Here is a 19,836-nt window from a genome sequence, read left to right as displayed (position 1 = left end):
CTATTCTCATTACGGATAACAACATGCTCACTTGGATTACTTTGCCCTTTGCTCAGCTAACAACCACGCAGCTGTATGAAATGATGAAATTGCGTGTGGATGTATTCGTTGTTGAACAAACCTGCCCTTACCCTGAACTTGATGGTAAGGACACACTGGAAGGCGTTTATCATCTAATAGGCTATCACGGTGATGAACTGGTTGCTTGCGCAAGATTACTGCCCGCAGGCACTACGTATGACAATGTGAGTATTGGTCGAGTGGTGACAAAGCAGACCGCGCGAGGCGGTGGCTTAGGTCATAAGTTATTGGACAAGGCCTTGGCACAATGCGAAACATTATGGCCAGGACAGACAATAGATATAGGTGCTCAAGAACACCTCATCCAGTTTTATGCTAGTCATGGATTCAAGGTTATCTCAGAGTGCTATCTTGAAGATGGTATCCCTCATGTGGATATGCGGAAAGAATCCGTAGCGCTATAAGCTTCAACTCGATTGGTTACTATGAAAACTAATCGCTATGAAAAACTGACTAAAAAGACGCGATATCTTCGCGTCTTTTCATTTGAAGCGTTTACTTGTTACGTCCAAAGGTCCCATCCGATAAACGGAAAAACATAACGGACCGCCCGCTTTTTTCCAGCTGTAGCATATCTAACTCGCCTTCGTCACTAAGCTTAAAGCGAATCAATTGTCCCTGCTTTATTTGGCTTAGCGGCTTATCACTGCCTTCTATTTTGACCAGAGCGCTAAGATCCGCCATAGAGAGCTGATTACTTCTGAAAACCTGCGCTAATGTATCACCATTTTTAACCGTGTACTCTTTCCAGTCTTCAGATTTCGGTCCAGAGTTCTGAGAGGTTCGCTGCTGGCTTAAACTCTGCGCGTTCAGCTCAATCGCTACGCGTTGATGATCGACCTCAGTCTGCTCAACTGGCTGGTCTGTTTTATTCGGCAAAGGAATAACAAGGAGTACCAGAATCAATGGCACTAAGACCATCAAAGCACGCTGATGAAATTTAGGCAGGCGCAACCAAAACTGCTTAACAGGCTGTATACGCTCCAACCATTGCTCTTTGTTGAACGGCTGCTTCCAGTCGATAGCAGCGAATTTTTGTTTAACCAACTCGACATAGTCGACTTGCTGCTTTTTCTTTCTGCGACGATTCATTGTAATGAGTCCCTTAATACTTCTACGGCCAGTATAAAAATACCGACGCGGAGAGTATATGTTTTTCACCAAACTAAAATGGAATTGGGATTAAATTAGCAGAAATTTCACTTGGAGTAAGAGATAAGTCACAACCTGGCCGCCTCAATTAAGCATTCAGTCGCAATCATTTAAACCTAAGCTCGAAACTGATATCCTGTTACCTTTATCACTCCTAATAAGAGCGACATTCATGTCTGAAATTAAATTTGAAACTGCAGAACAAAAAGCAAGCTACGGCATTGGTCTGCAAATGGGTCAGCAACTTGCAGGCTCTGGTCTTGAAGGTCTTAGCGTTGATGCTATCGCAGCGGGTATTGCAACAGCACTAACTGGTGACATGCCATCAATCGAAATTGATGAAATCAACAAAGCACTACAAGAACTTCACACTCGTGCAGAAACAGCTCGCCAAGAAGCAGCAAAAATTGCGGCAGCAGAAGGCGAAGCGTTCCTAAAAGACAACGCTCTACGACCTGAAGTTAACGTTCTAGACTCTGGTCTTCAGTACGAAATCATTTCTGAAGGTACTGGTGCAGTTCCTACAGCAGAAAGCTCAGTTCGCGTTCACTACCACGGTGAGCTAACTGACGGTACTGTATTCGATAGCTCTGTATCTCGCGGTCAACCTGCTGAATTCCCTGTTACAGGTGTGATCAAAGGTTGGGTAGAGGCACTACAACTAATGCCTGTTGGCTCTAAGTGGAAGCTATACGTACCACAAGATCTTGCGTACGGTGAGCGTGGCGCTGGTGCGGCTATCCCTCCATTTGCAGCTTTAGTTTTCGAAGTAGAACTATTAGATATTATCTAATTGAAACCATTTTCAATTATGATTAAATAAAACGGCGCACTAGCGCCGTTTTTTTGTCTAAACTGAATAGACTTTCTCACCTCTGAACCTTTCACTCTGATAGCCTTTAAAAATAAAATCACTTTTAAAAAACGCTCAACCTTTGGAGGTACTATGCGTAAAACACTCCTAACTCTAGCACTCCTATCAATCAACATTGGTAGTGCGCACGCATTCTTAGATTCAGTCACTCAAAAAAGTAAAGAAAGTGGTCTGATGGACATGGTCGGCAGCAGCTTGAACACCGAGTCATCTCCATTAACAGACATGCTAACTAGCCAATTACCAGTATCCACTGAGCAAGCAGCCGGAGGCAGTGGTGCGCTACTCGCTTTGGCTCAAAGCCAGCTTTCGCAAGAAAATAGTAGTGAATTACAGTCTTTGATTCCTGGACTTTCAAACTTGCAAGGAGCACAAAGCTTACTAGGAAATATTGAGAATATCAGTGCAGTAAAAAGTGCATTCGATACGTTAGGTTTAGACCCATCTATGATCAGTCAGTTTGCTCCAGTCATCTTGGATTACTTGAACAAGCAAGGCGCTAGCGAAGGGCTTCTAAGTTCGTTGGGCGGGTTGTGGAATACTAGTAAATAAGAGTAAGTGATAATCACTTTTTAAATTGCCAGTCTGCATGGGTTGAAATAAATGCAGGCTGGATATAAAGGTTTACTGAATTACAGATACAAAAAAGCCGAGCTAATGCTCGGCTTTCTCGTTCTTACGAACTGATTACTCAGCAGCTTCTTCAGCAGCTGGGCGATCTACAAGCTCAATGTAAGCCATTGGAGCTTTATCACCAGCACGGAAGCCAGCTTTTAGGATACGAGTGTAACCGCCCTGACGAGCAGCAAAACGTGGACCTAGTTCGTTAAATAGTTTTGCAACTACTTCGTTGTCACGAGTACGTGCAAATGCTAGACGACGGTTAGCAACACTGTCAGTCTTAGCTAGTGTAATCAAAGGCTCAACTACGCGACGTAGCTCTTTTGCTTTTGGCAAAGTAGTCTTGATAACTTCATGACGTACTAGAGAGCTAGCCATGTTGCTGAACATCGCTTTGCGATGTGAGCTGTTGCGGTTGAGTTGACGACCACTCTTACGATGGCGCATGACCTAATCCTTCTAACTAGTATCGATTAATCTTCAGCGATTGATGCAGGTGGCCAGTTTTCTAGGCGCATGCCCAGAGACAGACCACGTGACGCAAGTACGTCTTTAATCTCAGTAAGAGACTTTTTACCAAGGTTAGGCGTTTTAAGTAGCTCAACCTCGGTACGTTGTACTAGATCACCGATGTAGTGAATCGCTTCTGCTTTCAGACAGTTAGCAGAGCGAACTGTTAGTTCAAGATCGTCTACAGGACGCAGTAGGATCGGATCGAATTCTGGCTTCTCTTCCTTCTCCTCAGGAACTCGTACATCACGAAGATCTACGAATGCATCCAATTGTTCAGCTAGGATTGTAGCTGCACGACGGATTGCTTCCTCAGGTTCTAGAGTACCGTTTGTTTCCATATCGATAACAAGCTTGTCTAGATCAGTACGCTGTTCTACACGAGCTGCTTCTACAGCGTAGGCAATTTTGTCTACTGGGCTGTAAGTAGCATCTACTAGTAGGCGACCGATAGGACGCTCGTCTTCTTCGTTATGGATACGCGCAGAAGCTGGAACATAACCACGACCACGTTCAACTTTGATACGCATTGCGATCTCAGCGTTGTCATCCGTTAGGTGACAAATTACGTGTTCAGGGTTAGCGATCTCTACATCACCATCATGGGTGATGTCACCTGCAACCACAGGGCCCGAGCCTGATTTGTTCAAAGTAATGAACACTTCATCTTTGCCTTCGGCAACGCGCACAGCCAAACCTTTAAGGTTTAGAAGAATTTCAAGAATATCTTCTTGAACGCCTTCTTTCGTGCTGTACTCATGAAGTACGCCTTCAATTTCTACTTCTGTTACAGCACAACCTGGCATAGAAGATAGAAGGATGCGGCGAAGTGCATTACCCAGAGTATGACCAAAGCCACGCTCTAATGGCTCAAGAGTTACTTTTGCGTGAGTCGAGCTGATTTGTTCGATGTCAACTAGACGTGGCTTAAGAAATTCTGTTACAGAACCCTGCATTGTGTCCTCTCTTTAGTTTAAACCTTACTTAGAGTAAAGCTCGACGATCAATTGTTCGTTGATGTCAGCTGATAGATCAGAACGCTCAGGCATACGCTTGAATGTACCTTCCATCTTGCCACCATCTACTTCAATCCAAGTTGGTTTTTCACGTTGTTCAGCAACTTCTAGAGCTGCTTTGATACGAGCTTGCTGTTTAGCTTTCTCGCGAATAGAAACAACGTCATTAGCCGCTACTTTGAAAGAAGGAACGTTTACAACTTTACCGTTTACTAGGATAGCTTTGTGGCTAACTAGCTGACGTGCTTCTGCGCGAGTTGCGCCAAAGCCCATGCGGTAAACTACGTTATCAAGACGACCTTCAAGAAGCTGAAGTAGGTTTTCACCAGTGTTGCCTTTTAGGCGAGCAGCTTCTTTGTAGTAGTTACGGAATTGTTTTTCTAGAACGCCGTACATACGACGTACTTTTTGCTTCTCACGAAGCTGAACGCCATACTCAGATAGACGACCGCGACGAGCGCCGTGTACACCTGGTGCGTTATCAATTTTACACTTGGTATCGATCGCGCGAACACCAGACTTAAGGAATAAGTCAGTGCCTTCACGACGGCTAAGCTTCAGCTTAGGACCCAAATATCTTGCCATGATTCTTCTCCAATTGTCCTAGAAACGTTATACGCGACGTTTCTTAGGTGGACGACAACCGTTATGAGGGATTGGTGTAGCATCAACGATGTTTGTGATGCGGAAACCAGCGGCGTTTAGTGCACGAACAGTAGATTCGCGACCTGGACCAGGACCCTTAACCATAACTTCCAAGTTCTTTAGGCCGTATTCTTTAGCCATTTCAGCACAACGCTCAGCAGCAACCTGTGCAGCGAACGGAGTAGACTTACGAGAACCACGGAAACCAGAACCACCTGCAGTAGCCCATGCAAGAGCGTTACCTTGACGGTCAGTAATGGTTACGATTGTGTTATTGAAAGAAGCATGGATGTGCGCAACGCCATCTGCAACTTGCTTGCGTACGCGCTTACGAGCGCGAGTTGGTTGTTTAGCCATTGTACTCTACCTTCCCGATTATTTCTTGATCGGCTTACGCGGACCCTTGCGGGTGCGAGCGTTGGTTTTAGTACGCTGTCCACGTAGTGGTAGACTGCGACGATGACGAAGACCACGGTAACAGCCAAGGTCCATAAGACGCTTGATGTTCATAGATACTTCACGACGTAGATCACCTTCTACAGTGTACTTAGCTACACCATCACGCAGTTGATCGATCTGCTCTTCAGTTAGTTCACTGATCTTAACATTTTCAGCAATACCCACTTCAGCTAGGATAGCTTGAGAGCGAGTTTTACCGATGCCGTAGATCGCTGTTAGAGCGATTACTGCATGTTTCTGATCAGGAATGTTAATGCCTGCTATACGGGCCATTATTCACTCCTAAGTGTTTCTATAAAAGAATTAGCCGCAGCAAAGCCCGTTATGGATACGCTGCGGAATACTACTTCTTTTGCACGCAAAAGGTAGGCCGAGGAATATACTCGACCCAACCTTCATTTTCAAGTAAAAATTTCTGCTAATTAGCCTTGGCGCTGTTTGTGCTTTGGCTCACTGCAAATCACGCGAACGACACCGTTACGCTTGATTACTTTACAGTTACGGCAGATTTTTTTAACGGAAGCACGAACTTTCATTGCTAAACTCCGTAAATGAAACTGAGTCTACCGCCGGATTAACGGCCGTAGCCTTTCAGATTCGCTTTCTTCAACACAGAATCATACTGTTGAGACATCAGATGAGTCTGTACCTGTGCCATAAAGTCCATAATTACAACAACTACGATTAGTAGCGATGTACCGCCGAAGTAGAAACGTACGTTCCACGCGACCATCATGAACTCGGGAATCAGACAGATAAAGGTAATGTACAGTGCACCAGCAAGGGTTAAACGTGTCATTACTTTATCAATGTATTTCGCTGTCTGCTCACCTGGGCGGATACCGGGTACGAATGCACCAGACTTCTTCAAGTTATCTGCTGTTTCACGCGGGTTGAAAACCAACGCCGTGTAGAAGAAACAGAAGAAGATAATTGCTGCTGCATAAAGCATTACATACAACGGTTGACCAGGGCTAAGAGCCAAAGACACGTCAGTTAACCAACCGAACGCGCTGCTCTCACCGTTTTGACCAAACCACTGAGCCAATGTTCCTGGGAACAAGATAATACTTGATGCAAAAATCGCTGGAATTACACCTGCCATGTTAATTTTAAGAGGCAAGTGCGAGCTTTGCGCAGCAAACACTTTACGACCTTGTTGACGTTTCGCATAGTTAACGACGATTCGGCGTTGACCACGTTCCATGAAAACAACGAAGTAAATTACTGCAAAAGCTAATACCGCGATTAGCAACAGAAGAAGTACATGCAATTCACCTTGACGCGCTTGCTCGATTGTTTGACCGATTGCAGAAGGCAATCCAGCAACAATACCTGCAAAAATCAGTATCGAAATACCGTTACCAATTCCGCGCTCTGTAATTTGTTCACCTAACCACATCAAGAACATGGTACCGGTTACTAAACTTACGGTAGCAATTAGCGTAAACATGGTTTGGTTGATAACAACCAGATTGTCGACCATGTTTGGTAGGCCAGTTGCAATACCTATAGCTTGGAAGGTTGCAAGTACAAGCGTGCCGTAGCGTGTGTATTGGCTTATCTTACGACGGCCTGCTTCACCCTCTTTTTTGAGTTCAGCTAACGCTGGATGAACTACAGTTAGCAATTGGACAACAATAGATGCCGAAATATACGGCATGATGCCCAATGCTAATATAGATGCACGCTCAAGAGCACCACCGGAGAACATGTTAAACATTTCAACGATGGTACCTTTTTGCTGTTCGAACAAATCGGCAAGTACAGCAGCGTCAATACCAGGAATCGGCACAAAAGAGCCGGCTCGGAATACTAAAAGTGCACCAATTACGAATAACAAGCGCGACTTTAGTTCACTTAAGCCGCTCTGAGCACTACGAAAATCTTGTCCTGGTTTCTTAGCCATCTGTACCTCGTTCCTCGAGATTATTCCTCGATTTTACCGCCTGCAGCTTCGATTGCAGCTTTAGCGCCTTTAGTCACACGTAGACCTTTAACAGTCACTGCTTTGTTGATTTCACCAGAAAGAACAACTTTTACAAATTCGATGTTCTTAGTGATGATGTTAGCAGCTTTAAGACTGTTTAGATCAACTACGTCACCAGAAACTTTCGCTAGCTCAGCTAGACGAACTTCAGCAGACACTAGGCTCTTACGAGAAGTGAAACCGAATTTTGGTAGACGTTGTTTCAGAGGCATCTGACCGCCTTCGAAACCTGGACGAACACTGCCGCCAGAACGTGATTTTTGACCTTTGTGACCACGGCCACCAGTTTTACCTAGGCCTGAACCGATACCACGACCTACTCGCTTCGCAGAAGTTTTCGCGCCAGCAGCCGGTGCTAGAGTATTCAAACGCATTCTGATTACTCCTCAACTTTAACCATGTAGTAAACCTTGTTGATCATACCGCGAATACACGGAGTATCTTCAAGTTCTACTGTGTGGTTGATTTTACGAAGACCTAGACCGCGCAAAGTAGCTTTGTGCTTTGGCAGACGACCAATTGAGCTTTTAGTTTGAGTTACTTTAATAGTTGCCATGGTGTTCTTACTCCGAAATAGATTCAACAGTTAGACCACGTTTAGCAGCAACCATTTCTGGTGACTTCATGCTACCTAGTGCATCGATCGTTGCACGAACGATGTTGATAGGGTTCGTAGAACCGTACGCTTTAGATAGTACGTTGTGTACACCAGCAACTTCTAGTACTGCACGCATCGCACCACCTGCGATAACACCAGTACCTTCTGCAGCAGGCTGCATGTAAACTTTAGAGCCCGAATGGCGACCTTTCACTGGGTGGTGAAGAGTGCCTTCGTTTAGAGCGATCGTAGTCATGTTACGACGCGCTTTTTCCATTGCTTTTTGAATCGCTGCAGGTACTTCACGAGCTTTGCCGTAACCGAAACCTACACGACCGTTACCGTCACCAACTACTGTTAGTGCAGTGAAGCTCATGATTCGACCACCTTTAACCGTTTTAGAAACACGGTTAACTGCGATTAGCTTTTCTTGCAAATCATTCGCTTGAACTTGTTGTTCTTTAGCCATCTTCCAACCCTACCTTAGAATTTCAGACCAGCTTCGCGAGCAGATTCTGCTAGCGCCGCTACTCGACCGTGGTATTGGAAACCAGAACGATCAAATGCAACTGCAGTTACGCCCTTCTCTAGAGCGCGCTCAGCAATAGCTTTACCCACTGCTTTAGCTGCATCAACGTTACCAGTGTATTTCACTTGCTCACGGATCGCTTTTTCTACAGTAGAAGCTGCTGCGATAACCTCAGAGCCGTTAGCCGCGATAACCTGTGCGTACACGTGACGAGGAGTACGGTGTACAACTAGGCGAGTCGCACCCAGTTCTGCAATCTTACGACGTGCACGTGTAGCACGACGGATGCGAGATGCTTTCTTATCCATAGTGTTACCTTACTTCTTCTTAGCTTCTTTAGTACGCACATTTTCATCTGCGTAACGAACACCTTTGCCTTTGTATGGCTCAGGCTCACGGTAAGAACGAATGTCAGCCGCAACTTGACCAACTAGTTGCTTGTCAGCACCAGTGATCACGATTTCAGTTTGGCTTGGACATTCAGCTTTAATACCCGCTGGCAACTCGTGCTCAACTGGGTGTGAGAAGCCTAGTGTTAGACCTACAGCGTTGCCTTTGATAGCAGCACGGTAACCTACACCTTTAAGAGTTAGCTTCTTAGTAAAGCCTTCAGTAACACCAACAACCATGTTGTTAACTAGAGCGCGAGCAGTACCTGCTTGAGCCCATGCGTTAGCAACACCTTCTTTAGGACCGAAAGTCAGGTTATTTTCTTCCTGAGCGATTACAACTGCGTTGTTAAGAACGCGAGTTAGTTCGCCTTTCGCACCTTTTACAGTGATTTCTTGGCCGTTTAGTTTCACCTCTACGCCAGCTGGAATAGCGACAGGTGCTTTTGCAACACGAGACATAGTCTACTCCTTATTAAGCTACGTAAGCGATGATTTCACCACCAAGACCTGCTTTACGTGCAGCGCGGTCTGACATAAGACCCTTGGAAGTAGAAACGATAGCAATACCAAGACCACCCATTACAGAAGGAAGTTCATCTTTCTTCTTGTAAACACGTAGACCTGGACGAGAAACACGTTTAAGTTGCTCGATTACTGGTTTAGCTTGGAAGTACTTAAGTGTAACTTCTAGCTCAGGTTTTGCTTCGCCTTCAACAGCGAAGTCAACGATGTAACCTTCAGCTTTTAGTAGTGCAGCAATTGCAACTTTAAGCTTTGAAGAAGGCATTTTTACAGCAACTTTGTTTGCTGCCTGACCGTTACGAACGCGGGTCAGCATATCCGAAATCGGATCTTGCATGCTCATATGATTTACTCCAAATGATTAAGTGGCAATTACCAGCTAGCCTTACGAAGACCCGGAATCTCGCCTTTCATGCAAGCTTCACGAACCTTAATACGGCTTAGACCGAACTTACGTAGGTAACCGTGTGGACGACCAGTTTGGTTGCAACGGTTGCGCTGACGTGATGCACTTGAATCACGTGGAAGAGATTGCAGTGTAAGAACCGCGTTCCAACGATCTTCTTCAGATGCGTTTACATCGCTGATGATAGCTTTTAGCGCTGCACGCTTTTCAGCGAACTTAGCTACTAGCTTCGCACGTTTTGCTTCACGTGCTTTCATTGAATTTTTAGCCATAACAGTAACCCTTCACCTTACTTACGGAATGGGAAGTTAAAGGCAGCCAGCAGAGCACGGCCTTCCTCATCAGTACCAGCAGACGTCGTAATAGTGATGTCTAGACCGCGTACTCGATCAACTTTATCAAAGTCGATTTCCGGGAAGATGATTTGCTCGCGAACGCCCATGCTGTAGTTACCGCGACCGTCAAAAGACTTAGCGCTAACACCACGGAAGTCACGTACACGTGGAAGAGCGATGTTAATTAAACGCTCAAGAAAATCCCACATACGTTCGCCACGCAAGGTTACTTTACAACCGATAGGGTAGCCTTCACGGATTTTGAAACCTGCAACAGATTTGCGCGCTTTTGTGATAAGTGGCTTTTGACCAGAGATCGTTGCCATATCAGACGCTGCATTTTCTAGCAGTTTCTTATCGTTGATTGCTTCACCAACACCCATGTTTAGGGTGATTTTCTCGATTCTAGGGACTTGCATGACGCTTGTGTAACCGAACTGTTTGGTCAGTTCAGCGACTACAGACGACTTGTAGTAATCATGCAGTTTCGCCATAGTAGAACTCCAAATTACTTCTATTAGTTAGAAACGGTTTCGCCGTTAGACTTGAAGAAACGAACTTTTTTGCCGTCTTCAAAACGGAAACCGATACGGTCAGCTTTACCAGTAGCTGCGTTAAAGATAGCCACGTTAGAAACGTCGATAGCTGCTTCTTGCTCTACGATACCGCCTTGGATACCCATAGCTGGAACAGGTTTCTGATGTTTCTTAACTAGGTTGATACCTTCAACGATAACTTTACCAGTTGCTAGAACCTTAGTTACTTTACCTTTCTTGCCTTTGTCTTTACCAGCAAGAACGATTACTTCGTCATTACGACGGATTTTAGCTGCCATTTCTACGTGCTCCTTACAGAACTTCTGGAGCCAGTGAAACGATCTTCATGAACTTATCGCCACGAAGTTCGCGTGTCACAGGACCAAAGATACGTGTACCGATTGGTTGCTCAGTATTGTCGTTTAGCAATACGCAAGCATTTCGGTCGAAGCGAATGACAGAACCGTCAGGACGACGTACGCCTTTACGGGTGCGCACTACCACCGCCTTCAGAACATCACCTTTTTTAACTTTACCGCGAGGGATTGCTTCCTTCACAGTAACTTTGATGACGTCACCGATATGTGCATAACGGCGGTGAGAGCCACCCAGAACCTTAATACACATTACGCTGCGTGCGCCTGAGTTATCAGCTGCGTCCAGCATACTTTGCATTTGGATCATGTTAGTGCTCCGCTAAATATTAATAACTAGACCCATCACGGGTCGGGCTGCCTCTTTAAAAGGGACGCGAATTGTACCACCCTTTTTTGTGATTGGGTAGTCAAAAAATAAACGGCTCCAAAAATATTTTGGAGCCGCTTTAGTTTCATAGAATTAACGAGATTAAATCTTCGCCTTTTCTAGAACTTTTACCAAAGTCCAAGACTTAGTCTTAGACAGTGGACGACACTCTGCGATTTCAACTGTGTCGCCTAGGCCACACTCGTTGTTCTCGTCATGTGCGTGTACTTTAGTCGTACGTTTTACGTATTTACCGTAGATTGGGTGTTTTACGAAACGTTCGATAGCAACAGTGATAGACTTGTCCATCTTGTCGCTAACAACACGACCTTGTTGAGTACGTTTTACTTCGCTCATTATGCGCCTGCCTTCTCAGTCAAAACAGTTTTCACACGTGCGATATCACGGCGTACAGCTTTCAGAGTATGAGTTTGCTGTAGTTGACCAGTCGCAGCTTGCATGCGCAAGTTGAACTGTTCGCGTAGCAAATTCATTAGCTCAGCGTTAAGCTCTTCAACGCTTTTCTCGCGTAGATCTTGTGCTTTCATCACATCACCTGCTTAGTTACAAATGTAGTTTTGAAAGGCAGTTTACGTGCCGCAAGACGGAACGCTTCACGTGCCAATTCTTCAGGTACACCACCCATTTCGTACATAACCTTACCAGGTTGGATTTGGGCTACCCAGTACTCAACGTTACCTTTACCCTTACCTTGACGAACTTCAAGTGGTTTTTCTGTGATTGGTTTGTCTGGGAACACACGGATCCAGATTTTACCTTGACGCTTAACGTGACGTGTCATTGCACGACGTGCCGCTTCGATTTGACGAGCAGTTAGACGACCACGGCCAACAGCTTTAAGACCGAATTCGCCGAAGCTTACATCAGTACCTTTAGCTAGACCACGGTTACGACCAGTCTGAACCTTACGGAACTTAGTACGTTTAGGTTGTAGCATCTGTCGACTCCTTACTTACGGCCTTTACGCTGCTTCTTAGGCTTGTCGCCTTTAGGCTCTACAGCGTTAGCTGCTGGCATACCACCTAGGATTTCACCTTTGAAGATCCAAGTTTTAATGCCGATCACACCGTATTGAGTGTGAGCCGAAGAAGTTGCGTAATCAATGTCAGCACGTAGAGTGTGTAGAGGCACACGGCCTTCACGGTACCACTCTGAACGTGCGATTTCAGCGCCGCCTAGACGACCGCTTACTTCCACTTTGATACCTTTAGCGCCTAGGCGCATTGCGTTTTGTACTGCGCGCTTCATAGCACGACGGAACATAACACGACGCTCTAGCTGAGACGCGATGCTGTCACCAACAAGTTGCGCATCTAGTTCAGGCTTACGTACTTCAGCGATGTTAATTTGCGCTGGTACACCTGCAATTTTAGCTACAGCTGCGCGTAGCTTCTCAACGTCTTCACCTTTCTTACCGATAACAACGCCTGGACGAGCAGTGTGAATAGTCACACGGATGCTCTTAGCAGGACGCTCGATAACGATACGTGATAGAGACGCTTTTTTCAGTTCACTTGTAAGGAACTGACGTACCTTGAAGTCGCCGTCTAGGTTGTCAGCGAAATCTTTGGTGTTAGCAAACCATGTAGCATTCCAAGGCTTAACGATGCCTAGACGAATACCATTTGGATGTACTTTTTGACCCATTGCTTACTCTCCTAGTCTCTAGCGATCTGCTACAACAACAGTGATGTGGCTTGAACGCTTCAAGATACGATCCGCACGACCTTTAGCACGAGGCATAATACGCTTCATGGTTGGGCCTTCATCTACAAAGATTTTTGCGACATTCAGATCGTCAATATCTGCACCTTCGTTGTGCTCCGCGTTAGCGATAGCAGACTCTAGAACTTTCTTAACTAGTGCAGCAGCTTTTTTGTTGCTGAACGTTAGGATTTCTAGAGCTTGGTCAACAGATTTACCACGGATTAGATCCGCAACTAAGCGAGCTTTCTGAGGCGAAATGCGAGCAAAGTTATGTTTAGCAATTGCTTCCATTATCTACTCCTTAGCGCTTCTTAGCTTTCTTATCCGCAGCGTGACCGCGGTAAGTACGTGTTGGTGCGAATTCACCCAGTTTGTGACCGATCATTTCATCAGTTACAAATACTGGTACGTGCTGACGACCATTATGGACAGCGATGGTCAAACCGATCATCGTAGGGATGATCATTGAACGACGGGACCAAGTCTTAATAGGCTTTTTGTCTCCGCTTTCCACCGCTTTCTCTACCTTCTTCAGCAAGTGTAGGTCAATAAAAGGACCTTTCTTGAGAGAACGTGGCATGGCGATTCCTCTTTATATAGATTACTTGTTACGACGACGTACGATGTACTTGTCAGTGCGTTTGTTCTTACGAGTCTTGAAGCCTTTAGTAGGCATACCCCAAGGAGATACTGGGTGACGACCACCAGAAGTACGACCTTCACCACCACCATGTGGGTGGTCAATCGGGTTCATTACAACACCACGAACCGTTGGACGGATACCGCGATGACGTGATGCACCTGCTTTACCAAGTTCACGTAGCATGTGCTCAGAGTTACCAACTTCACCGATTGTTGCACGGCCTTCAGAAAGAACTTTGCGCATCTCGCCAGAACGTAGACGGATAGTTACGTACGCACCGTCGCGAGCAACGATTTGAGCGTAAGCACCAGCCGAACGAGCTAGCTGACCACCTTTACCAGGCTTAAGTTCAACGTTATGTACTGTTGAACCTACTGGGATATTACGCATTGGTAGAGTGTTACCAGCTTTGATTGGTGCATCAACACCAGACTGAATAACATCACCAGCTACAACACCTTTAGGTGCTAGGATGTAGCGACGCTCACCGTCTTTGTAAAGAACTAGAGCAATGTTTGCGCTACGGTTTGGATCGTATTCAAGACGCTCAACTGTCGCTGGAATACCATCTTTAGTACGTTTGAAGTCAACTACACGGTAGTGGTGCTTGTGACCACCGCCGATGTGACGTACTGTGATACGACCCTTGTTGTTACGACCACCGTTCTTAGAGTTTTTCTCTAGAAGAGGTGCGTATGGCTTGCCCTTGTGTAGGTCAGCGTTAACAACTTTAACAACGTGACGACGACCAGGGGAAGTCGGCTTACATTTAACAATAGCCATTTTTAACTACTCCTGTTATTCCGCGCCGCCAACGAAGTCAAGATCTTGACCTTCTTTCAAAGTAACGTACGCTTTCTTAACGTCGCTGCGGCGACCTTGGCGTAGACCTTGACGTTTGGTCTTACCCTTAGTGATAAGAGTATTTACAGACTTAACTTCAACTTCAAATAGCTTTTCTACAGCTGCTTTGATCTCTTTTTTAGTCGCATCTTTAGCTACTTTGAAAACGATAGTGTTCGCTTTCTCAGCTGCCATAGTTGCTTTTTCAGAGATGTGCGGTGCACGTAGAACTTTTAGGATACGCTCTTCAGTGATCATGCTAGCATTTCCTCTACTTGCTTAACTGCTTCTGCAGTCATTACAACTTTGTCAAACGCGATTAGAGATACTGGATCGATACCAGCAACATCACGTGCGTCAACTTTGTATAGGTTACGAGCAGCTAGGAATAGATTCTCATCTACTTCGCTAGTCACGATTAGAGCGTCAGTTAGCTCAAGCTCTTTAAGCTTAGCAACTAGCTCTTTAGTCTTTGGTGCTTCAACTGAGAAGTTATCAACAACGATTAGACGCTCTTGACGAACAAGCTCAGAAAGAATGCTCTTCATAGCACCACGGTACATTTTTTTGTTTACTTTTTGGCTGTGATCTTGTGGTTTCGCAGCAAAAGTAACACCACCTGTACGCCAGATTGGGCTACGGATTGTACCAGCACGCGCACGGCCAGTACCTTTTTGACGCCATGGCTTAGCGCCACCGCCAGAAACTTCTGAACGTGTTTTTTGAGCACGAGTACCTTGACGAGCACCTGCTGCGTACGCAACAACTACTTGGTGTACAAGAGCTTCGTTAAACTCACGTCCGAAAGTAGTTTCGGAAACAGTTAGTGCATCGGCACCTTTAACCATTAGTTCCATTACTTACTCCTGAGACGTTATGCTTTAACAGCTGGTTTAACGATCACGTTGCCGCCAGTTGCGCCTGGGACTGCACCTTTAATAAGAAGCAGGTTGCGCTCAGCGTCAACACGTACGATCTCTAGGTTTTGAGTCGTTACACGCTCAGCACCCATGTGACCTGCCATTTTCTTGCCTTTAAATACGCGACCTGGAGTCTGACATTGACCGATAGAACCAGGAGCACGGTGAGACAATGAGTTACCGTGAGTCATATCTTGAGTACGGAAGTTCCAACGCTTAACAGCGCCTTGGAAACCTTTACCCTTAGATGTACCAGTAACGTCTACTTTCTTAGTTTCGTTGAATAGTTCAACAGTTAGTTCTGAACCAACTTCGAACTCTTCGCCGTTTTCTAAACGGAATTCCCAAAGACCGCGACCAGCTTCAACGCCAGCTTTAGCAAAGTGACCTGCTTCAGCTTTGTTTACACGGTTAGCTTTCTTAGAACCAGCTGTAACCTGGATTGCTGCGTAGCCGTCAGTTTCAAGAGTTTTCACTTGAGAAACACGGTTAGCTTCAACCTCAACAACTGTTACTGGGATAGAAACGCCTTCTTCAGTAAATACGCGGGTCATGCCCACTTTACGACCGATTAGACCAATCATACTTCTAATCTCCCTTAACCTAGGCTAATTTGAACGTCAACGCCCGCAGCAAGGTCTAGACGCATTAGAGCATCAACAGTCTTGTCTGTTGGCTCAACGATGTCGATTAGACGCTTGTGAGTACGGATTTCGTACTGGTCACGTGCTTTCTTGTTAACGTGTGGAGAGATAAGAACTGTGAAACGCTCTTTACGAGTTGGCAGTGGGATTGGACCACGAACCTGTGCGCCAGTGCGCTTAGCTGTTTCAACGATTTCCGCTGTAGAAGCATCGATTAGTTTGTAATCGAAAGCTTTTAGGCGGATACGGATACGTTGGTTCTGCATGAGACAGAGCTCCAAATTTAATAAATTACACAAACAATATCGCCACTCAAACTCGTCAAGACGAGAGAATGCCGATTGATTTATGTGAAACCGTAGCATCCAAGATTAGGACGCATTGTCAGTTAATTTTCGATTAACTATCCCTATATGCCAAAGTCACCTTTGAGGATAGTTTTTCCGAAGAAAAGATAGCTAATTGTATTAACCGCGAACATAAGCTGAGTATACATTACCTCACAAATCCTTAGATTTGCTCGCTCCTCACTGCTCATTGGTTCACAACTGGCTTAACCAGTGCACTGCATTATACAGATCACACTTTAGGTTGCAAGCGCTGAGTGAAAAATAATCGGGAATATTCCAAACCCCATACATTCCTCTTCGCTTGGTAGCCATTAAAACAAAAAGGACGCCGAAGCGTCCTTTTCTAAACTGTAATCGTAATAGCGGCTGCTATTATTTCTTACCGCTTGATAGTGCACCGAAACGCTTGTTGAAGCGATCAACACGGCCGCCTGTATCAACGATACGTTGCTTACCAGTGTAGAATGGGTGACACTTGTCACATACGTCTAGGTGGATAGACTCTTTACCTAGAGTAGAGTTGAACTCAAAAGAGTTGCCGCAAGAACAAGTCGCTTTTACTGCTTTGTATTCTGGGTGGATACCAGCTTTCATGGGATAACCTCAATAGTAGGCCGTGTCGCTATACGAATCTAAGCCGCACACCACACGCAATTAATAATAAAATGGGATACCGCATCAACTAATTGCCGAAGCCATATCTCAAGGCGCGATATAGTAAAGAATCACATTGCTCGGATCAACACATTTGGCAACTTTTTCGCCACTTTTTTAGCCAGACTAATCATAGAGGCACGATTCACGCTGAATCGCATTGCTTTACTCGAATTTCCATACCGATTTTAATAGACTCTCATTTCCTTTCCCTCTTTTTTAATAGCTAAGAATTTATGCGTCCAACCATTGCTAGAGTGGCATTACCCGTTCCGCTCGACAAACAATTTGATTACGCCATTCCGGGGCACCTGTTTCCGATCATTGGTGGACGCGTTTCCGTACCTTTTGGACGCCAAACGTTAGTTGGCATCGTCACCGCGATGGTTAATCACTCGGACTTTCCCAAAGATCAACTCAAGCCAATCAAAGCAGTTCTTGATTCTCAGCCGATATGGTCTGAAAAGCTTTATTCGTTGCTGACTTGGTGCAGCCAGTTCTACCAATACCCACTTGGAGATACGCTACACAATGCGATGCCAGCAGCTCTACGTAAAGGAAAGCCTGCAGATTTTGCGACGCTACAAGAGTGGCAAATTACCGAATCCGGTAAAGACAAGCTGATGCAAGGGCTTGATCGTCGAGCAGTCAAACAACAGAAGGTCTTGCAAATGTTGGTTAACGGCGCTTTGCCTCACCAGGAATTTGTCGACCAAGAGATAGCCTCAACAGTACTAAAGTCTTTAGAAGAGAAAGGCTGGATTGAACGTATCGAGAAGAAGCCTGTAATCACCCAGTGGGGACAGCACGTTGAATGCGACGTCGAGAAGCCAAAGCTCAACCACGAACAAGCACTCGCTATTGCAAGTGTAAATAGCCAAACAGGCTTTGCTTGCTATTTATTAGAGGGAGTAACTGGCTCTGGTAAAACAGAAGTTTACTTAAACCTTATCAAGCCGGTCTTAGAGAAAGGTAAACAAGCCTTGGTTTTAGTACCAGAGATTGGCTTAACACCACAAACCATCAACCGCTTTAAACGCCGTTTTAATGTGCCAGTTGACGTCATCCACTCCGGGTTAAACGAGACGGAGCGTCTGAATGCGTGGCTTTCTGCACGCGACAAAGCGGCCGGAATCATTATCGGCACACGCTCTGCCCTACTCGCGCCTTTTGCTGATCTCGGGATTATCATTGTGGACGAGGAACATGACACCTCTTACAAACAGCAAGATAGCTTGCGTTATCATGCACGCGATGTTGCTGTAATGCGCGCTCATAAAGAACAAGTTCCGATTGTTCTGGGCTCAGCCACACCTGCACTGGAGACATTGCACAATGCCTTGTCAGGCAAGTATCACCATTTAACACTAACCCAACGAGCTGGCTCTGCCGTGCCAACCACCAATAAAGTGTTAGATGTAAAAGGTCAGTATTTAGAAAGTGGCTTATCTGCCCAACTGATTGCCGAGATGCGCAAGCATTTAAAAGCTGGCAATCAAGTAATGTTGTTTCTTAACCGCCGAGGCTTTTCGCCCGCTTTGATGTGCCATGAATGCGGTTGGATTGCAGAATGTAAACGCTGTGATGCGTACTATACGTTCCACCATTACAGCAACGAAATACGCTGCCATCACTGCGGCTCACAACAACCGGTGATTCATCAATGTCAGGGGTGTGGTTCAACCCAATTGGTTACCGTCGGCGTAGGAACGGAACAACTCGAACAACAATTGGCTCAGTTATTTCCAGAATACAACGCCATTCGCATCGACAGAGACAGCACACGTCGCAAAGGTAGTTTGGAAGATGCCCTTGAATCGATTCGTAAAGGTGAACATCAAATTCTGATTGGCACCCAAATGCTGGCTAAGGGGCACCATTTTCCAAATGTAACGCTCGTTGCTCTTTTGGATGTTGATGGCTCTCTCTATAGTAGTGACTTCCGCGCTTCCGAGCGACTAGCGCAGTTGTTTATTCAAGTCGCAGGTCGTGCCGGCCGCGCAAGTAAACCTGGCGAGGTTATCCTACAAACCCACCATCCTGAGCACAGCTTGCTGCAGGCCCTGCTTCAAAAAGACTATCGCCACTTTGCTATGACTGCTCTGGAAGAACGCAAATTGGCTCAGCTTCCGCCTTATAGTTTCTTGACTCTGTTTAAAGCAGAGGCGAACCAAAGTGAGGTAGTTGAAGACTTCCTGCGTCAGGTTCGCTTTACGTTAGAGTCACACCCTCTGTTCGATGATTCCTGCATGGTGTTAGGCCCTACTCCTTCACCTTTGGCCAAGCGGGCTGGTAAATACCGTTGGCAACTATTACTGCAAACTCAGCATCGTTCATTGATGCAAAAGTTATTAACCAGTGCCAAACCTGCTATTGAGTTGTTGCCAAATGCTAAGAAAGTACGCTGGAATTTAGACATAGAACCACAAGATCTCAGCTAGCAAACGTTTAACTATGTAATGAATTACCATTTAATGTGACCAGAATCACACCAAGATTACAATTTTTGTTAAACAGACCGTAACTTTCACTTTAGAAATGAATAGACTATCCAAATTAGAAAAGTCTAAAGTGACTTGTTTGCACAGGCTTAGATTAAAACAATGACTATTCCCACAAATTGATATCGCGGTGAAGAATCCAT

General features: G+C 45.4%; 34 protein-coding genes. 4 read left to right on the top strand and 30 right to left on the bottom strand.

Going from position 1 to position 19,836, the window contains the following annotated elements:
• Positions 1 to 23 precede the first annotated feature (23 nt).
• The gene (locus R7Z50_RS18765; protein ID WP_017820295.1) at positions 24 to 485 is read left to right on the top strand and encodes a GNAT family N-acetyltransferase; all 462 of its coding nucleotides are present in this window, start codon (positions 24 to 26) and stop codon (positions 483 to 485) included.
• A 91-nt stretch (positions 486 to 576) separates the two neighbouring features.
• On the opposite strand, the gene R7Z50_RS18760 is transcribed toward R7Z50_RS18765, so the two are convergent.
• Positions 577 to 1,173: a LysM-like peptidoglycan-binding domain-containing protein gene (locus R7Z50_RS18760; RefSeq protein WP_017820296.1), complete on the bottom strand. Its 597-nt coding sequence runs from the start codon at positions 1,171 to 1,173 to the stop codon at positions 577 to 579.
• A gap of 232 nt (positions 1,174 to 1,405) precedes the next feature.
• On the opposite strand from R7Z50_RS18760, the gene R7Z50_RS18755 reads away from it, so the two are divergent.
• Positions 1,406 to 2,026, top strand: coding sequence for an FKBP-type peptidyl-prolyl cis-trans isomerase (locus tag R7Z50_RS18755; RefSeq protein ID WP_005383137.1), 621 nt, complete (start codon positions 1,406 to 1,408; stop codon positions 2,024 to 2,026).
• Positions 2,027 to 2,179: 153 nt separating this feature from the next.
• Positions 2,180 to 2,659 carry a DUF2780 domain-containing protein gene (locus R7Z50_RS18750; RefSeq protein WP_017820297.1) on the top strand — a complete coding sequence of 160 codons (480 nt, stop codon included), beginning with the start codon at positions 2,180 to 2,182 and terminating at the stop codon, positions 2,657 to 2,659.
• Between the two features lie 135 nt (positions 2,660 to 2,794).
• On the opposite strand, the gene rplQ is transcribed toward R7Z50_RS18750, so the two are convergent.
• The 29 genes from rplQ to rpmE all read right to left on the bottom strand — a co-directional run bounded on the left by rplQ (position 2,795) and on the right by rpmE (position 17,132).
• Positions 2,795 to 3,175 carry a 50S ribosomal protein L17 gene (gene rplQ / locus R7Z50_RS18745; protein ID WP_005383141.1) on the bottom strand — a complete coding sequence of 127 codons (381 nt, stop codon included), beginning with the start codon at positions 3,173 to 3,175 and terminating at the stop codon, positions 2,795 to 2,797.
• Positions 3,176 to 3,201: 26 nt separating this feature from the next.
• Positions 3,202 to 4,194, bottom strand: coding sequence for a DNA-directed RNA polymerase subunit alpha (locus tag R7Z50_RS18740; protein WP_005383143.1), 993 nt, complete (start codon positions 4,192 to 4,194; stop codon positions 3,202 to 3,204).
• Positions 4,195 to 4,218: 24 nt separating this feature from the next.
• A complete protein-coding gene (rpsD, locus tag R7Z50_RS18735; protein WP_005383146.1) occupies positions 4,219 to 4,839 on the bottom strand; it encodes a 30S ribosomal protein S4 in 621 nt (206 codons plus the stop codon).
• A 27-nt stretch (positions 4,840 to 4,866) separates the two neighbouring features.
• Positions 4,867 to 5,256 (bottom strand): 30S ribosomal protein S11, encoded by a 390-nt coding sequence (rpsK, locus tag R7Z50_RS18730; RefSeq protein WP_001118870.1) that lies wholly within the window; start codon positions 5,254 to 5,256, stop codon positions 4,867 to 4,869.
• 18 nt (positions 5,257 to 5,274) lie between these two features.
• Positions 5,275 to 5,631 carry a 30S ribosomal protein S13 gene (rpsM, locus tag R7Z50_RS18725; RefSeq protein WP_005383154.1) on the bottom strand — a complete coding sequence of 119 codons (357 nt, stop codon included), beginning with the start codon at positions 5,629 to 5,631 and terminating at the stop codon, positions 5,275 to 5,277.
• Positions 5,632 to 5,780: 149 nt separating this feature from the next.
• Entirely contained in the window at positions 5,781 to 5,894 is a 114-nt protein-coding gene (rpmJ, locus tag R7Z50_RS18720; RefSeq protein WP_000868186.1) for a 50S ribosomal protein L36, read from the bottom strand.
• A 38-nt stretch (positions 5,895 to 5,932) separates the two neighbouring features.
• Positions 5,933 to 7,267 (bottom strand): preprotein translocase subunit SecY, encoded by a 1,335-nt coding sequence (secY, locus tag R7Z50_RS18715; RefSeq protein ID WP_005379562.1) that lies wholly within the window; start codon positions 7,265 to 7,267, stop codon positions 5,933 to 5,935.
• Positions 7,268 to 7,287: 20 nt separating this feature from the next.
• Positions 7,288 to 7,722 (bottom strand): 50S ribosomal protein L15, encoded by a 435-nt coding sequence (gene rplO / locus R7Z50_RS18710; RefSeq protein WP_005383155.1) that lies wholly within the window; start codon positions 7,720 to 7,722, stop codon positions 7,288 to 7,290.
• A gap of 5 nt (positions 7,723 to 7,727) precedes the next feature.
• Positions 7,728 to 7,904 carry a 50S ribosomal protein L30 gene (rpmD, locus tag R7Z50_RS18705; protein ID WP_005379565.1) on the bottom strand — a complete coding sequence of 59 codons (177 nt, stop codon included), beginning with the start codon at positions 7,902 to 7,904 and terminating at the stop codon, positions 7,728 to 7,730.
• A gap of 7 nt (positions 7,905 to 7,911) precedes the next feature.
• Complete coding sequence (gene rpsE / locus R7Z50_RS18700) at positions 7,912 to 8,415, bottom strand: 30S ribosomal protein S5 (RefSeq protein WP_004745894.1); 504 nt, start codon at positions 8,413 to 8,415, stop codon at positions 7,912 to 7,914.
• 14 nt (positions 8,416 to 8,429) lie between these two features.
• A complete protein-coding gene (gene rplR / locus R7Z50_RS18695) occupies positions 8,430 to 8,783 on the bottom strand; it encodes a 50S ribosomal protein L18 (protein ID WP_005379568.1) in 354 nt (117 codons plus the stop codon).
• A gap of 9 nt (positions 8,784 to 8,792) precedes the next feature.
• A complete protein-coding gene (gene rplF, locus R7Z50_RS18690; RefSeq protein WP_005379570.1) occupies positions 8,793 to 9,326 on the bottom strand; it encodes a 50S ribosomal protein L6 in 534 nt (177 codons plus the stop codon).
• 13 nt (positions 9,327 to 9,339) lie between these two features.
• Positions 9,340 to 9,732: a 30S ribosomal protein S8 gene (gene rpsH, locus R7Z50_RS18685; protein WP_005379572.1), complete on the bottom strand. Its 393-nt coding sequence runs from the start codon at positions 9,730 to 9,732 to the stop codon at positions 9,340 to 9,342.
• Between the two features lie 29 nt (positions 9,733 to 9,761).
• Entirely contained in the window at positions 9,762 to 10,067 is a 306-nt protein-coding gene (gene rpsN, locus R7Z50_RS18680) for a 30S ribosomal protein S14 (RefSeq protein ID WP_004410442.1), read from the bottom strand.
• A gap of 17 nt (positions 10,068 to 10,084) precedes the next feature.
• Positions 10,085 to 10,624 carry a 50S ribosomal protein L5 gene (gene rplE / locus R7Z50_RS18675; protein ID WP_005379573.1) on the bottom strand — a complete coding sequence of 180 codons (540 nt, stop codon included), beginning with the start codon at positions 10,622 to 10,624 and terminating at the stop codon, positions 10,085 to 10,087.
• A gap of 23 nt (positions 10,625 to 10,647) precedes the next feature.
• Complete coding sequence (gene rplX / locus R7Z50_RS18670; protein ID WP_005379574.1) at positions 10,648 to 10,965, bottom strand: 50S ribosomal protein L24; 318 nt, start codon at positions 10,963 to 10,965, stop codon at positions 10,648 to 10,650.
• 13 nt (positions 10,966 to 10,978) lie between these two features.
• Positions 10,979 to 11,350, bottom strand: a complete 372-nt coding sequence (rplN, locus tag R7Z50_RS18665; protein ID WP_004410450.1) for a 50S ribosomal protein L14 — start codon at positions 11,348 to 11,350, stop codon at positions 10,979 to 10,981.
• 162 nt (positions 11,351 to 11,512) lie between these two features.
• Positions 11,513 to 11,767, bottom strand: coding sequence for a 30S ribosomal protein S17 (gene rpsQ / locus R7Z50_RS18660; RefSeq protein WP_005379575.1), 255 nt, complete (start codon positions 11,765 to 11,767; stop codon positions 11,513 to 11,515).
• Positions 11,767 to 11,958 carry a 50S ribosomal protein L29 gene (gene rpmC / locus R7Z50_RS18655; protein ID WP_005379576.1) on the bottom strand — a complete coding sequence of 64 codons (192 nt, stop codon included), beginning with the start codon at positions 11,956 to 11,958 and terminating at the stop codon, positions 11,767 to 11,769. The genes rpsQ and rpmC overlap by 1 nt, the downstream gene beginning before the upstream one ends.
• Positions 11,958 to 12,368, bottom strand: a complete 411-nt coding sequence (rplP, locus tag R7Z50_RS18650) for a 50S ribosomal protein L16 (RefSeq protein WP_005379577.1) — start codon at positions 12,366 to 12,368, stop codon at positions 11,958 to 11,960. Before rplP ends, rpmC begins: the two co-directional genes overlap by 1 nt.
• 11 nt (positions 12,369 to 12,379) lie before the next feature.
• Complete coding sequence (gene rpsC, locus R7Z50_RS18645) at positions 12,380 to 13,078, bottom strand: 30S ribosomal protein S3 (RefSeq protein ID WP_005383161.1); 699 nt, start codon at positions 13,076 to 13,078, stop codon at positions 12,380 to 12,382.
• A gap of 18 nt (positions 13,079 to 13,096) precedes the next feature.
• Positions 13,097 to 13,429 (bottom strand): 50S ribosomal protein L22, encoded by a 333-nt coding sequence (gene rplV / locus R7Z50_RS18640; RefSeq protein WP_005383164.1) that lies wholly within the window; start codon positions 13,427 to 13,429, stop codon positions 13,097 to 13,099.
• Between the two features lie 10 nt (positions 13,430 to 13,439).
• Positions 13,440 to 13,718: a 30S ribosomal protein S19 gene (rpsS, locus tag R7Z50_RS18635; RefSeq protein WP_004394525.1), complete on the bottom strand. Its 279-nt coding sequence runs from the start codon at positions 13,716 to 13,718 to the stop codon at positions 13,440 to 13,442.
• 21 nt (positions 13,719 to 13,739) lie between these two features.
• Positions 13,740 to 14,564 carry a 50S ribosomal protein L2 gene (gene rplB, locus R7Z50_RS18630; protein WP_005383168.1) on the bottom strand — a complete coding sequence of 275 codons (825 nt, stop codon included), beginning with the start codon at positions 14,562 to 14,564 and terminating at the stop codon, positions 13,740 to 13,742.
• Between the two features lie 15 nt (positions 14,565 to 14,579).
• On the bottom strand, positions 14,580 to 14,882 hold the full coding sequence (rplW, locus tag R7Z50_RS18625; protein WP_004398471.1) for a 50S ribosomal protein L23: 303 nt from the start codon (positions 14,880 to 14,882) through the stop codon (positions 14,580 to 14,582).
• Positions 14,879 to 15,481 (bottom strand): 50S ribosomal protein L4, encoded by a 603-nt coding sequence (rplD, locus tag R7Z50_RS18620; RefSeq protein WP_005379556.1) that lies wholly within the window; start codon positions 15,479 to 15,481, stop codon positions 14,879 to 14,881. Before rplD ends, rplW begins: the two co-directional genes overlap by 4 nt.
• Positions 15,482 to 15,498: 17 nt before the next feature.
• Entirely contained in the window at positions 15,499 to 16,128 is a 630-nt protein-coding gene (gene rplC, locus R7Z50_RS18615) for a 50S ribosomal protein L3 (protein WP_005379555.1), read from the bottom strand.
• A 14-nt stretch (positions 16,129 to 16,142) separates the two neighbouring features.
• On the bottom strand, positions 16,143 to 16,454 hold the full coding sequence (rpsJ, locus tag R7Z50_RS18610) for a 30S ribosomal protein S10 (RefSeq protein ID WP_004410492.1): 312 nt from the start codon (positions 16,452 to 16,454) through the stop codon (positions 16,143 to 16,145).
• Positions 16,455 to 16,910: 456 nt separating this feature from the next.
• The gene (rpmE, locus tag R7Z50_RS18605; RefSeq protein WP_005379546.1) at positions 16,911 to 17,132 is read right to left on the bottom strand and encodes a 50S ribosomal protein L31; all 222 of its coding nucleotides are present in this window, start codon (positions 17,130 to 17,132) and stop codon (positions 16,911 to 16,913) included.
• Between the two features lie 296 nt (positions 17,133 to 17,428).
• Between rpmE and priA the strand changes: the two genes are divergently transcribed.
• Complete coding sequence (gene priA / locus R7Z50_RS18600) at positions 17,429 to 19,633, top strand: primosomal protein N' (protein WP_186584494.1); 2,205 nt, start codon at positions 17,429 to 17,431, stop codon at positions 19,631 to 19,633.
• Positions 19,634 to 19,836: the final 203 nt, after the last annotated feature.

Source organism: Vibrio sp. 1249-1 (assembly GCF_033340495.1).
Note: the sequence above shows the minus strand (reverse complement) of the source record. Positions and strands in the feature narration are given on the sequence as shown.

Excerpts from the sequence above, each read along its gene's own strand:
- rpsK (WP_001118870.1), bottom strand. The coding sequence starts at position 5,256 with ATGGCTAAACAACCAACTCGCGCTCGTAAGCGCGTACGCAAGCAAGTT.
- rpsH (WP_005379572.1), bottom strand. The coding sequence starts at position 9,732 with ATGAGCATGCAAGATCCGATTTCGGATATGCTGACCCGCGTTCGTAAC.
- rplF (WP_005379570.1), bottom strand. The coding sequence starts at position 9,326 with ATGTCTCGTGTTGCAAAAGCACCTGTCGCTATTCCAGCTGGCGTAGAG.
- rplD (WP_005379556.1), bottom strand. The coding sequence starts at position 15,481 with ATGGAACTAATGGTTAAAGGTGCCGATGCACTAACTGTTTCCGAAACT.
- rpsQ (WP_005379575.1), bottom strand. The coding sequence starts at position 11,767 with ATGAGCGAAGTAAAACGTACTCAACAAGGTCGTGTTGTTAGCGACAAG.
- secY (WP_005379562.1), bottom strand. The coding sequence starts at position 7,267 with ATGGCTAAGAAACCAGGACAAGATTTTCGTAGTGCTCAGAGCGGCTTA.
- rplW (WP_004398471.1), bottom strand. The coding sequence starts at position 14,882 with ATGATCACTGAAGAGCGTATCCTAAAAGTTCTACGTGCACCGCACATC.
- rpmE (WP_005379546.1), bottom strand. The coding sequence starts at position 17,132 with ATGAAAGCTGGTATCCACCCAGAATACAAAGCAGTAAAAGCGACTTGT.
- rplQ (WP_005383141.1), bottom strand. The coding sequence starts at position 3,175 with ATGCGCCATCGTAAGAGTGGTCGTCAACTCAACCGCAACAGCTCACAT.
- rpmC (WP_005379576.1), bottom strand. The coding sequence starts at position 11,958 with ATGAAAGCACAAGATCTACGCGAGAAAAGCGTTGAAGAGCTTAACGCT.
- rpsC (WP_005383161.1), bottom strand. The coding sequence starts at position 13,078 with ATGGGTCAAAAAGTACATCCAAATGGTATTCGTCTAGGCATCGTTAAG.
- rpsD (WP_005383146.1), bottom strand. The coding sequence starts at position 4,839 with ATGGCAAGATATTTGGGTCCTAAGCTGAAGCTTAGCCGTCGTGAAGGC.
- rpsS (WP_004394525.1), bottom strand. The coding sequence starts at position 13,718 with ATGCCACGTTCTCTCAAGAAAGGTCCTTTTATTGACCTACACTTGCTG.
- rplN (WP_004410450.1), bottom strand. The coding sequence starts at position 11,350 with ATGATCCAAATGCAAAGTATGCTGGACGCAGCTGATAACTCAGGCGCA.
- rpsM (WP_005383154.1), bottom strand. The coding sequence starts at position 5,631 with ATGGCCCGTATAGCAGGCATTAACATTCCTGATCAGAAACATGCAGTA.
- R7Z50_RS18740 (WP_005383143.1), bottom strand. The coding sequence starts at position 4,194 with ATGCAGGGTTCTGTAACAGAATTTCTTAAGCCACGTCTAGTTGACATC.
- rplV (WP_005383164.1), bottom strand. The coding sequence starts at position 13,429 with ATGGAAGCAATTGCTAAACATAACTTTGCTCGCATTTCGCCTCAGAAA.
- rpsE (WP_004745894.1), bottom strand. The coding sequence starts at position 8,415 with ATGGCTAAAGAACAACAAGTTCAAGCGAATGATTTGCAAGAAAAGCTA.
- rpsN (WP_004410442.1), bottom strand. The coding sequence starts at position 10,067 with ATGGCTAAAAATTCAATGAAAGCACGTGAAGCAAAACGTGCGAAGCTA.
- rpmJ (WP_000868186.1), bottom strand. The coding sequence starts at position 5,894 with ATGAAAGTTCGTGCTTCCGTTAAAAAAATCTGCCGTAACTGTAAAGTA.
- rplR (WP_005379568.1), bottom strand. The coding sequence starts at position 8,783 with ATGGATAAGAAAGCATCTCGCATCCGTCGTGCTACACGTGCACGTCGT.
- rplB (WP_005383168.1), bottom strand. The coding sequence starts at position 14,564 with ATGGCTATTGTTAAATGTAAGCCGACTTCCCCTGGTCGTCGTCACGTT.
- R7Z50_RS18750 (WP_017820297.1), top strand. The coding sequence starts at position 2,180 with ATGCGTAAAACACTCCTAACTCTAGCACTCCTATCAATCAACATTGGT.
- rplP (WP_005379577.1), bottom strand. The coding sequence starts at position 12,368 with ATGCTACAACCTAAACGTACTAAGTTCCGTAAGGTTCAGACTGGTCGT.
- rplE (WP_005379573.1), bottom strand. The coding sequence starts at position 10,624 with ATGGCGAAACTGCATGATTACTACAAGTCGTCTGTAGTCGCTGAACTG.
- R7Z50_RS18760 (WP_017820296.1), bottom strand. The coding sequence starts at position 1,173 with ATGAATCGTCGCAGAAAGAAAAAGCAGCAAGTCGACTATGTCGAGTTG.
- rplC (WP_005379555.1), bottom strand. The coding sequence starts at position 16,128 with ATGATTGGTCTAATCGGTCGTAAAGTGGGCATGACCCGCGTATTTACT.
- R7Z50_RS18755 (WP_005383137.1), top strand. The coding sequence starts at position 1,406 with ATGTCTGAAATTAAATTTGAAACTGCAGAACAAAAAGCAAGCTACGGC.
- rplX (WP_005379574.1), bottom strand. The coding sequence starts at position 10,965 with ATGGCAGCTAAAATCCGTCGTAATGACGAAGTAATCGTTCTTGCTGGT.
- R7Z50_RS18765 (WP_017820295.1), top strand. The coding sequence starts at position 24 with ATGCTCACTTGGATTACTTTGCCCTTTGCTCAGCTAACAACCACGCAG.
- rpmD (WP_005379565.1), bottom strand. The coding sequence starts at position 7,904 with ATGGCAACTATTAAAGTAACTCAAACTAAAAGCTCAATTGGTCGTCTG.
- rplO (WP_005383155.1), bottom strand. The coding sequence starts at position 7,722 with ATGCGTTTGAATACTCTAGCACCGGCTGCTGGCGCGAAAACTTCTGCG.
- priA (WP_186584494.1), top strand. The coding sequence starts at position 17,429 with ATGCGTCCAACCATTGCTAGAGTGGCATTACCCGTTCCGCTCGACAAA.
- rpsJ (WP_004410492.1), bottom strand. The coding sequence starts at position 16,454 with ATGCAGAACCAACGTATCCGTATCCGCCTAAAAGCTTTCGATTACAAA.